This window comes from Rickettsiales bacterium (assembly GCA_041396965.1).
GTDB lineage: Bacteria > Pseudomonadota > Alphaproteobacteria > Rickettsiales > SXRF01 > SXRF01.
On sequence record JAWKXN010000001.1, the window covers coordinates 1,294,905 to 1,306,455 of the forward strand.

General features: G+C 37.7%; 11 protein-coding genes. All 11 read left to right on the forward strand.

All coding sequences use genetic code 11. From position 1 onward, the window contains the following. Positions 1-36 precede the first annotated feature (36 nt). The 11 genes from fliG to R3D71_06790 all read left to right on the forward strand — a co-directional run bounded on the left by fliG (position 37) and on the right by R3D71_06790 (position 11,515). Entirely contained in the window at positions 37-1,071 is a 1,035-nt protein-coding gene (gene fliG, locus R3D71_06740; protein ID MEZ5691343.1) for a flagellar motor switch protein FliG, read from the forward strand. A gap of 35 nt (positions 1,072-1,106) precedes the next feature. Then, positions 1,107-1,898, forward strand: coding sequence for a FliH/SctL family protein (locus tag R3D71_06745; GenBank protein ID MEZ5691344.1), 792 nt, complete (start codon positions 1,107-1,109; stop codon positions 1,896-1,898). Positions 1,899-1,901: 3 nt separating this feature from the next. Beyond that, complete coding sequence (fliN, locus tag R3D71_06750; GenBank protein ID MEZ5691345.1) at positions 1,902-2,204, forward strand: flagellar motor switch protein FliN; 303 nt, start codon at positions 1,902-1,904, stop codon at positions 2,202-2,204. A 26-nt stretch (positions 2,205-2,230) separates the two neighbouring features. Further along, positions 2,231-3,610, forward strand: a complete 1,380-nt coding sequence (locus R3D71_06755) for a sigma-54 dependent transcriptional regulator (protein MEZ5691346.1) — start codon at positions 2,231-2,233, stop codon at positions 3,608-3,610. Between the two features lie 15 nt (positions 3,611-3,625). Continuing rightward, positions 3,626-5,776: a flagellar biosynthesis protein FlhA gene (gene flhA / locus R3D71_06760; protein MEZ5691347.1), complete on the forward strand. Its 2,151-nt coding sequence runs from the start codon at positions 3,626-3,628 to the stop codon at positions 5,774-5,776. 77 nt (positions 5,777-5,853) lie between these two features. Further along, the gene (locus R3D71_06765) at positions 5,854-6,897 is read left to right on the forward strand and encodes a hypothetical protein (protein MEZ5691348.1); all 1,044 of its coding nucleotides are present in this window, start codon (positions 5,854-5,856) and stop codon (positions 6,895-6,897) included. A 16-nt stretch (positions 6,898-6,913) separates the two neighbouring features. Further along, positions 6,914-7,687, forward strand: coding sequence for a MinD/ParA family protein (locus R3D71_06770; protein ID MEZ5691349.1), 774 nt, complete (start codon positions 6,914-6,916; stop codon positions 7,685-7,687). Positions 7,688-7,721: 34 nt separating this feature from the next. Further along, positions 7,722-9,647 (forward strand): hypothetical protein, encoded by a 1,926-nt coding sequence (locus R3D71_06775; protein MEZ5691350.1) that lies wholly within the window; start codon positions 7,722-7,724, stop codon positions 9,645-9,647. A 369-nt stretch (positions 9,648-10,016) separates the two neighbouring features. Then, on the forward strand, positions 10,017-10,526 hold the full coding sequence (locus R3D71_06780; protein ID MEZ5691351.1) for a hypothetical protein: 510 nt from the start codon (positions 10,017-10,019) through the stop codon (positions 10,524-10,526). A 25-nt stretch (positions 10,527-10,551) separates the two neighbouring features. Continuing rightward, the gene (locus tag R3D71_06785; GenBank protein ID MEZ5691352.1) at positions 10,552-11,082 is read left to right on the forward strand and encodes a hypothetical protein; all 531 of its coding nucleotides are present in this window, start codon (positions 10,552-10,554) and stop codon (positions 11,080-11,082) included. A gap of 118 nt (positions 11,083-11,200) precedes the next feature. Beyond that, a complete protein-coding gene (locus R3D71_06790) occupies positions 11,201-11,515 on the forward strand; it encodes a VirB3 family type IV secretion system protein (GenBank protein ID MEZ5691353.1) in 315 nt (104 codons plus the stop codon). Positions 11,516-11,551 lie beyond the last annotated feature (36 nt).

Sequence of the window (11,551 nt, forward strand, 5' to 3'; positions counted from 1 at the left end):
AAACTATAAACGGATAATAATAGCAAGGTTTAATTTATGGCAAAGACACAGCCTAAAGAGGGAAAAGAAGATTTAAGAAAAATATCAGGACCGCAAAAAGCTGCGATGTTCCTAATGGCGATTGGTGAGGAAAGCGCGGTAAAACTTTTCGCTCTTATGGATGATGATGAGATAAGAGAAATATCAAATATAATGTCAACTTTAGGACAAGTTGATGCTGATTCCGTTGAAAGGTTATTCCATGATTTCGCTGATCAAGTATCAGAATCAGGAGCATTGGTAGGAAATTATGACTCAACTGAAAGATTGCTAATAAAAGCTTTGGGCAAAAATCGTGTCGATGGGATAATGGAAGAAATAAGAGGTCCCGCTGGAAGAACCACATGGGATAAGCTTGGAAATGTTAGTGAGGAGATTCTCGCTAATTTTCTTAAAAATGAATATCCGCAGACCATATCTGTCGTTCTATCAAAGGTTAAAGCTGAGCACGCAGCTAGAGTATTGATGAATCTACCGGAAGAGTTAACTATGGAAGTAATCACTAGAATGTTGTCTATGGAAACTGTTAAAAAAGAGGTGATGGATGGCATAGAAAAAACCCTGCGTATGGAATTCATGAGTAATCTAGCGAAACGTCAGGCAACTGATAGTTTCCAAATGATGGCGGAAATATTCAATAATTTTGACCGTAGCGCGGAAACTAAGTTTATGGGCAAGCTAGAGGAACGTAACGCTGAATCAGCGGAAAAAGTACGTGCTTTGATGTTTACGTTTGAGGATCTACTAAAAATCAATGGCGCGGGAATTCAGGTATTGTTGCGTACGGTTGATAAAACAAAGTTAGGAGTAGCTCTAAAAGGCGCGTCGGACGAAATAAAAGAGCTATTTCTTGGCAATATGTCAGAGCGAGCTGGTAAGATATTACGTGAGGAAATGGAAAATATGGGACCTGTGCGTATAAAGGACGTTGATGAGGCACAGACACATGTTGTAAATATCGCGAAAGATCTGGCTGCTAAAGGTGAGATTATGATCGCCGGTGACGGTGGCGATGAACAGTTAGTTTATTAGATGAATTATTAGACACAGGCAGGAAATAGTAAAATATGCTTATCTCACCTCTAACATTTAAGGAGTTTGATGAAAACAACGTCACCAATCGTGAAATCCGCAAAGAACGCTTCGCTAAACCCAAAAAGGAAGAAGAGGATTTACCCCCTCCTCCACCTACATTTAGTGAGGAAGAGCTAAATAACGCTAGGCAGGAAGGATATAAGCAAGGTTTTCTTGACGGAACCAAAGAGGGAGAAAACAAGGTAAAGAGTGAGCAGGCTGATGTTGAGCGCATATTAATGGAAGGGCTTGGAAATCTCACTCAGGCTTTTCCCCCTATATTTGGGCAATACCGAGCGCACTGCCTTAAACTAACTGAGGATATGCCCTTACTTGCCTTATCAATAGCGAAAAAAATCGCGAAGCAGGCTTTGTTAGAAAATTATCAAAATGTAATATCAAACGCGGCGAGACATTGCGCTAATTTGCTGATAAGTGAAGAACAAGTAATAATATCTATGAATCAGCGTGTAGCAAAAGTTTTTGAGGATAAAATTAAAAATGTGCCAGATGCTGAGGAAATAATTTCACGAATAAAAATAGTTGGTGATGAGGCTATAGCGGAAAATGACTACAATATTAGTTGGAAAAATGGTTCAATAGAACATTCGCAGGAAAAATTATGGTCTCAGGTGGAAAAATTTATAGACGATATGATAGCTGGTGATAGCATAAAAACAAATGAACAAGTAGATTCTATTGAGAATGAAGTTGTTCAGCAAAATGGTGGAAATTGTGATGATGGTAGTGATAAAAACTTTAACGATGTAGAAAACAAGGAGTAATTTATGACAGATGAGGTGGTTGAAGAAGTATCAGGGTTTGGTGATAGAGCGGTCGCTGATAGCCTAAGTCTTGATACGGTATCTGATATACCGGTACAAATAACAGTTGTTCTTGGTCGTGCCAGCATGCAAGTAAATCAGCTATTAAAGCTTGGTCGTGGCGCGGTTATTGAGCTTGATAAAAAAGTAGGAGAGCCGATAGATATATTCGTAAATAATAGGTTAGTGGCAAAAGGAGAGGTTGTAGTAGTAGAAGACAGGATTGGTGTTACTATGACAGAAATTATTAAAACTGAGAAAAACTAATAATATAATAAAAAACGGGATAAAAAATGAGACTACTTATAATAGGTGAACTATATGGTCAACTGGGAACAGCCAGCAGTATAGCTCGCTCGCGTGGGGCTAATGTCACTCATGCCTCTGATATTGAGGCGGCGATGAATTCTCTTAGGAGTGGTAAGGGCGCTGACTTGATAATGATAGAAGTAAGAGAAGATATTGAAAAGTTAGTTAACTCACTTATGAGAGAACGGTTCAATCTTACCGTTATTGCCTGCGGTCTACAAGCTGATAAAGACGCTGCGGTGAAGGCTATTAAATCAGGAGCGAAAGAGTATATACCTCTACCACCTAATGAGGAGTTGATAGCGGCGGTGTTAGAAGCCATTACTGAGGAAAATAAGTCTATAATTTACGCTGACCCTCTTACCAAAAAAACTATTGATATGGCGGATCAGATAGCTCCTAGCGACGCTAGCGTGCTGATTACCGGAGAATCTGGTACTGGTAAAGAAGTAATATCAAGATATATACATTCTAAAAGTAAAAGAGCCTCTGGTCCTATGATATGTGTGAATTGCGCGGCGATTCCTGAGGCATTGCTAGAAGCTGAACTGTTTGGGCATGAAAAAGGAGCGTTTACCGGCGCTGTGTCAAAACGCATAGGTAAGTTTGAGGAAGCAAACGGTGGAACGATATTGCTTGATGAGATAAGCGAGATGGATCTACGGCTTCAATCAAAGCTGCTTAGGGTTCTGCAAGAAAGAGAAATAGACCGAGTCGGTGGTAATAAACCGGTAAAAGTTAATATAAGAATACTCGCCACCTCAAACCGTAACATGGAAGAAGAGGTAAAAAAAGGAACATTTAGAGAGGATCTATATTTTCGTCTAAATGTTATAACTATTAACATGCCTTCTCTGCGTGATAGAAAACAGGATATAAAAATACTAGCTGAATATTTTATTGAAAAATACTCAAAGGCTAATTCATTGCCAATAAAACCTTTGACAGATGAGGCAGTTAAAAAATTAGAGAATTATGGCTGGAAGGGTAATGTACGTGAATTAGAAAATACCATCCACCGTAGCGTGTTGCTAGCTAGTGGTGATAAAATTGACGCTGACGCTATTTATTTAAGTGAAAGTAATGATAACTACCAAAACAATATATCAGGAGATAGTCAGGAAAATACCACTGTTAATATTAGTGAGGAAAATCAAAGCCAAAATATAAAAAATAATCCTCTAGTTGGCAGATCAGTTGAAAGTGTTGAACAAGAGCTTATTCTTGACACTCTGAACTACTGTCTTGGAAACCGCACACACGCCGCTAATATTCTTGGTATATCAATCAGAACACTTAGGAATAAGTTAAAAACCTACAGTGAAAAGGGACTAGACGTGCCATCTGCGGCAGGAGAGAAATAGGAGCTTAATGAAATAATGGCGGAAGCGGAATCAACAGCGGCAAAAACTGATGGTGGCACTAATTGGATTAGTGAGATAAACGCCCTCACCCGTCGTCGTGACATTTACTTCGCCGTTGGTATCATCGCTATATTAATAGTTCTGATATTGCCACTTCCGGCTATGCTTCTAGATTTCTTGCTCGGTATTTCCATTACATTGTCGGTCATTATTTTGATGACAGTTTTGTTTGTGGAAAAACCGCTACATCTTAGTTCTTTTCCTACTATATTACTTATAGTTACCATGCTTCGCCTATCGCTTAATATAGCGTCAACTAGATTGATATTAGCGCACGGGCATGAGGGAACGGACGCGGCTGGTCACGTGATACAAGCTTTTGGCGGTTACGTTATGGGTGGCTCTGTAGTAATTGGTATTATAATATTTGGTATACTTACTATCATCAACTTTGTGGTAATTACCAAAGGTTCCGGTCGTATCGCTGAAGTATCAGCCAGATTCTCTCTTGATTCTATGCCTGGAAAACAAATGGCGATTGACGCTGACCTTTCCGCTGGTCTTATAACTGAGGATGAGGCTAAGGCAAGGCGTAAAGAAATTGAGGATGAAAGCAATTTTTTTGGATCTATGGATGGTGCCAGTAAATTCGTGCGTGGCGACGCTATAGCCGGACTGCTTATCACCTTTATAAATTTTATCGCCGGAATAATAATCGGTGTCGTACAAAATGATCTGGCCTTTAGCGAGGCTCTTGATCATTACACGTCACTTACCGTTGGTGATGGTTTGGTATCGCAAGTTCCGGCTCTTATAGTATCAACCGCCGCTGGTATACTTGTTACTAAGTCAGGTGTTGTGGGTTCGGCGGAAAAAGCGGTACTTGGTCAATTAGGTCGCCATCCCGCCTCACTTGGTGTTACCAGCGGTTTTTTATTCATGATGGCACTACTCCCAGGAATACCTGCCCCACCATTTTTATTTCTAGCGGCGCTTACTGGTTTTCTTTCCTATAGAATGTTCAAAGAGCCTAAGGAAATAGACCCGAAAACCGGTGAGTTAATAAAAACAAAAGATAAGCCTAAACAGCTTGAGGCTCCTAAAAAAGACGGTGAGGATATTAAAGGAGATGAAGAACAACATTCTGATTTTCTTCAGATTGACTCGCTGCGCCTTGAGCTTGGCTATGGTTTGCTTCCACTAATCAATTACCAAAAGGGGCATAGACTTACTGAACAAATAAAAGCCTTACGTCGTCAAATGGCACGTGAACTTGGTTTTGTAATACCGTCAGTGCGTATTCAGGATAATATGCAGCTTCCTCCTAACACTTATTCCATTAAAGTTAAGGAAATTGAGGCAACGAGAGGTGATATACGCCCTGATATGTTGTTAGTTATGAATCCAAGTGGTGGCAAAATATCTCTTGCTGGAGAGGAGACAGTAGAGCCAACCTTTGGTCTTCCGGCAATGTGGATTAATGAAGGCATGAAAGAAGAAGCGATGTTCAATAATTACACGGTGGTTGATCCTCCGACAGTGATTACCACGCATCTTACTGAGATTATTAAAGAGAATATGTCTGAGTTATTATCTTACGCTGAGACACAGAAACTGCTTGATGAGCTTGAGAAGGTTCAGCAGAAACTTATCACTGAGACCATACCGTCACAAATCAGCGTTGGTGGAGTGCAAAGAGTTCTGCAAAATTTACTTAATGAGCAAGTGTCAATTCGTGATCTGTCAACTACTATAGAGGCTATCGCCGAAGCGTCACGTAATACTCAAAATCCAACTATTATTAGTGAACATGTCCGCAGCAGGTTGAATCGTCAGATAAGCCATAGCCAAACTACAGATGGCGGATATATACCAATTATAGCGATGTCGCCAGCATGGGAGCAGACCTTTATGGAAGCTTTAAGCGGAAGTGACGAGAATAGGTCATTATCTATGGCACCAAGCCGGATACAAGAATTTATAAATCTGGTAAGGACAACATTTGATAAATGCGCTATGCAGGGAGAAAATCCGGTTCTACTTACCAGCCCACCGATACGTCCTTATGTGCGCTCAATAGTGGAACGTTTTAGACCAAGTACGGTCGTTATGTCTCAAGATGAGATTTACGCGAAATCAAAAATAAAAACTCTGGGGCAATTATAAGTTGAGATTCCTACGATAACTAATATTCAGTTGGCTTTTATAGGAATGATAATCACTTAATTGCTAAATTATATATTATGAGACTTAAGACTTTTACCGCTCCTGATATTCAAACCGCTATGAAAATGGCTCGGGATACGCTTGGTGATAACGCGATAATCCTCGCCACTGACACGAAATCAAGCCGTAGCTCGGTGACCGTTACCGCCGCTATCGAACAAAGAGATGAAGATAGCTTACAGTCAGAAAGTAATTTTCAAGCTATAAATTATCAAGAAAATATAAATAAAGATATAGCTGACAATAACGACGCTAAATATAATCAGCAAATAGATGAAATAAAATTTGAGCTAAAAAATATTCTGCGTTTTCATAATATTCCAGAGATGTTTATCACAAAAATGTTAAAACGTCTTTCTGATACTGATATAATAGAACTCATAAAAAATAAGCGCGGTTCTGAGGATATATTTCGTATATCTTTGGAAAGGTTGCTCGCGCGAAATTTTGTTTTTGATCCGTTGCGTTTTACCTCTCATGATATAAAAATCATGCTCATAGGCTCATCAGGAATTGGTAAAACACTGACTATAGCTAAGATGGCGACTAAGCTAGCTATGGATAATCAATCACTTGCGGTAATTACCACTGATACCAAACGAGCTGGTGGTATTGAACAACTTGAAGCCTTTACCTCAATACTTAACACTGAGCTTAAAATAGCTGAAAACGCTAATGAACTGAAAAATATTATAGAAAAAGCGCCACCAAGAACACGTATAGTTATTGATACGGCGGGTTGTAGTCCATATGATCATGACGAGTTTACGGAATTAAAGCTATTTACCAAGATAGAGGGAATAGAGCCAGTTCTGACTTTGGCGGCAGGTGGTGATTGTATGGAAACGGTGGATGCTGTAGAAGCTTTCGCGGGACTACCGATAAGGCGAGTATTAATCACGAAAACTGAGGAAACCAAACGCTTTGGGGGAATAATATCGGCGATGGTAGCGCATGGTTATAGTTTCTGCAATGTAAGCCGTTCTTCTAGCCTCATGGACTCAGTACAACCAATGGATTCCATGCTTCTTGCACAAATCTTGCTTAAATATAAAAACTAGGTAATATCATAATATTATGACAAGTATAAATAACATAAATAACGCTAATAGAAAAAATCTTGTGGCAATCGCTTCCGGCAAAGGTGGAGTTGGGAAAACTTGGCTTTCCGTTACTCTTGCTCATCTTATCGCTCGCTCAGGAAGAAGTGTACTGTTATTTGATGGTGATATTGGTCTTGCTAATGTTGACGTTCAGCTTGGCATAACCCCAAAGCGGGATTTAAGTGGTATTCTTTCTGGTAAATACTCACTAAAAGAAATTATAACACACTGTGATGAAGGTGGTTTTGATATAATCGCCGGGCGTTCCGGTTCAGCCTCTCTTGCGACAATGCCTATGGAAAAATTGGAGCTAATAGCTGATTCCCTACTTAGACTACAAAATGATTATGATTTTGTACTTATAGATCTTGGAGCTGGAATTGAACAACATGTACAGTATTTATCTTCTATAGCCTCTCGTTGTCTTATGGTGGTTACTGATGAGCCAACTTCCCTTACTGACGCTTACGCTTTTATAAAAATAACTAACTCAAAAAAACCAGCTCCACAAATTGGAATAGTGATAAATCAAGCCGCTACGCAAAAAGATGGAAGCTCTACCTATCAAGCTATTAATAATGCCTGCTCTAATTTTCTTGGTATTACCCTGCCTCTTATGGGCATCATTCGCCGTGATAACAAGGTGAAAGATAGTATCCGTAGCCAGAAATCTCTCATTAGTAAAGCACCACACTCAACCGCCGCTAGTGATGCCGCTTTAATATCAATTAAACTAATGCAGGGTTAGGTCAGGATTAATATAACCGTATACAGCGTACGCTATGTCTGATTTAAGATTAATAACCATACTACCAACTCAACCGGCTCAGGGAATACATAGCCAGCATACCGCTAGTGGCAATCAACAATCTGTTAATTCTCTTAACAGCCTTACTCCTGGATCGGTTATAAGTGGCTTCATAATAAACCGTGACTCATCAGGAAACCCTATACTTAGAACAAGCTCTGGTGACATTACTTTTTCCAGTAATTTTTTTCTTAAAATCGGTAGTGAGATAAGCATTAGAGTTGAGCATATAGCAGGAAATAATACAGCTCATATATTATCGGTGAATGGGCAACCGCCGGAAATCGCCGCCGCTCAATCATCTCTTACTCAAGAACCGGAAGTAATTATAAACGCTAATAGTAATTCTAACAACAAACCTTCTCCATCCGCTAATGCTAATCAACAGCAAACAATATCTGATGGTATTACTTCCGCCGCTAGTAAATTAGATTCGGGAATTATAGCTACAGTAAAAGGAAACGTAATAGCGGAACCCAGTAATCTTAGTCAGTCATCCACACAAAATAATAGTGTAATAAACACATTAGCTAATACAGGAAAAGCTCTTCATATTGGAGCTGAGGTAACTGTAAAAATAACAGCGATACTACAGCAAACACCTAGTTTCACGAGCGCTTCTCAAACAGGTAAAAACATACAAGCTAATAATCAAACAAATACCAATCAACCAGCGGTTAAAGCACAAGAACAACCTACTAGTAAAAATATCAATATAACCAATGAGTCGGAAGCAAAATTGGCAACAAATGATAGTAACATAAAATCCGTGAACACACCTGTTCAACCATCTAATAAAAACGCCAAGAACTCTACACAGACACAAAATATCACCCCGTACGCCGCTTATTCTCGTAGTTCTCCTAATGTACAAGTTGATGATAATAAGACGACAAGTAACGTGACTGGAAATAACCCGAATATAAACCTTAACCAGAGACCTAATAATTTACCGTCGCAGCAACAATTTAGTAATGGACAATTACGTGGAAATGTTGTCAGCACCCATCCAAATAATGGAACGGTTATACACACAGATATTGGTTATATAAGAGTTCAGGGTGGAATAAATATTCCTGTTGGTAGCGAGATATTCTTTTCTATTGATGAAGCCAACAACACAGATAATTTGACAACACCAATCGTAACTACACCTTCTTCTCCTCTTACATTTAATCAATTAGCAAGAAGCTCTGGCTCGCTTAGTAATATTTTTACACTTCTACTTAGTAATAGCTCGGCTGAAGCTCTTAATTTTATAAATAGTAATATACCAACTATTGGAAATCCATCTGGTGATGCCACAAATCAACTAGGTAATCAGCATAATATCTTATCTCCGATAGTTAATTTAGTTGTGGCAATGAAAGATGGTGATTTTAGAAGATGGTTAGGTGAGGCTAATTATAGGTGGTTACAAAATAATGGTCATGGTGATTTAATAAGAAACGCTGAGAGTGAATTTTCTACTTTAAGCCGCTATTTCCTACAGCAACCGTCACATCAGTGGCAGTCTCTATTTTTTCCAATAGCCGTTGACGGTGAATTGCAACAGGTACGCTTATTTACTAAGAGAGACAATAAACAAAAAGAAAAAGATGGTAGAAAAATAAATGAGGAAGATACCAGATTTATATTAGAAGTAAATTTAACTCAACTTGGCGCTATGCAGATGGATGGTTTCGTCAAGCGTGATGATGACGATATAAATTTTGACCTGATAATCCGTAGCTATAAAAATATAGATAAAGAAGTACAAGAAAATATTATATCAATATACAATAATATAGGAGAGCTAACCGGATATAAAGGCAGCATCTCATTTCAGGAAGTGAGAGAGTTTTCGGTTATACCAATAGAAGAAATTATTGGTGATGAGCATGAAGGAACGATTGTATAAATATAATATTTTTATTTTCAACACTCGCTTCTGTCTTCGCCCTAAAGGGATATGACGAGACAAGTCGCAGTGCAGAACCGCCACTTTCAGTGGTGGTTTTTATAGTAGTTTCTAATTATAGAAATTATAAATCACTATAATTTTCTCCTTCCTGAACATGTATGCATAAACCATATTATAAATAATTTATGGTCTGTATTTTATAAGATTTCTAACCAATTGTTTCATTATGTAGAATTAGTATAATTAATCTTTTAAGCAATTTTTATAGGATATATCCTAAATTTTACTTGCATATTTCCTAATATATGCCATTTATACAACAAAAAATTAATTTTTTAATTTTTTATACACGAGCTGGTAATAGATATGTCAAACGATAATAATATTTCTACAGTGATGGGTAGTGAATACCATGATGGAAATTATAAAAACAAACCGGAACACAAGCTTACAGCGAGGATAATTAAAAATAAAAAATCAAAAAACCTTGGTAACCCTTCATGGATAGATGGTAATTATGGCAATATAAAATGTGAGGAAGCCCTATGGAAGGCGGTAATAACCCAAGCTTTAATGGACGCTTTAAGCAGGTGCAAGAAAATGGAATCACAATACAATAAACATGAGGCAATACGCTGGCTTACAGAAAATAATAAAGACTTTATTGATGTATGTCTATCTGCTGGGCTTAACCCAAATTATGTTAGGAAAAAGGCTAAAATAGCGATTTATTCTAATAAAAGATGGAGAGCGGAGGCTGGGAAAGGCAAGCGTTATCTTGAACGAAAAAAATATCGTGAGAAACAAATTGCTCTAGAAAATAGAAAAAAATCTAAAAAAACCAGTAATATGGCAATGATTTTCTCTATAGCGTAACCACTTAAAAACAATAAATAATCATATGAAAAACTGTAGATTTTCTCGTAGAAGAGGTCGTCCGAAAATAGATAGGCCTAAAATAGACACAGGTACTCCAGAAACAGCGAATAAAATAAAACGTGGGATTACCAAAGAGCCTATTGATTTATTATTTGAAAAACAGTTAATTAATCAATATCAGCATTGGTGTGCCATACATCTACGCTGGCTATACACTCTACGCTACGGGGTAGTGAATGTTAAAGCTATTGATGTGTCACGCTCTTACGATATGAGTATATCACAATCCAATGATAATAACGAACTTTGGAACTCAGAAAGAGAGTCTGAGTATAACAACGCGCTTAATAGGCTTAAATTATCAGGATACGATAGGCTGATATTAAATTTGTGCGTGTATAATGAATATAAAAGCGTAAGCGGAATATATCCTATGCTCTTTGGGCATAATTGCGCTCATAAATACCAAAAAATAGAGGAAAATATTGTTATGATAAGAGATGGACTTGATATATTAGTTAATTTATGGGCTAAAAACAAAATTTATAGCTAACTGACACAAAACTGACATATTTCTATGTTAGAATTCTCGTAAGTTTATGGATTCACTGTTTTTTAAGTAGATTGCCATATAATTCATATACTTAATGTGTATTTTAACGGAGATATTAATGTCTAGCAACTCGTCTGGCTCTGGTCGTCTTCAATCTGATCCGCTATTTCAAGGACTTACCCGTCCAACAATGATTCTTGGGGTAAGTTTCATGTATTTTGTACTGAATGCAGTTATTAATATTGTCGCGTTTATTAATACCCAAAACTTTGTTTTTACTCTTGTTGTAGCACCTATCATACATGTTATTGGTTACTGGTTATGCTTAAAAGAACCAAGAACCGTAGAAATGCTTGTACTTAAAATGAGCAAAGGATTCAAATGTACAAATAAAAATTTTCATAATAACAATAACTCTTATGATCCTTTTTAATGAAATATACCTAGTTTAACGTATAGAAATATTTTT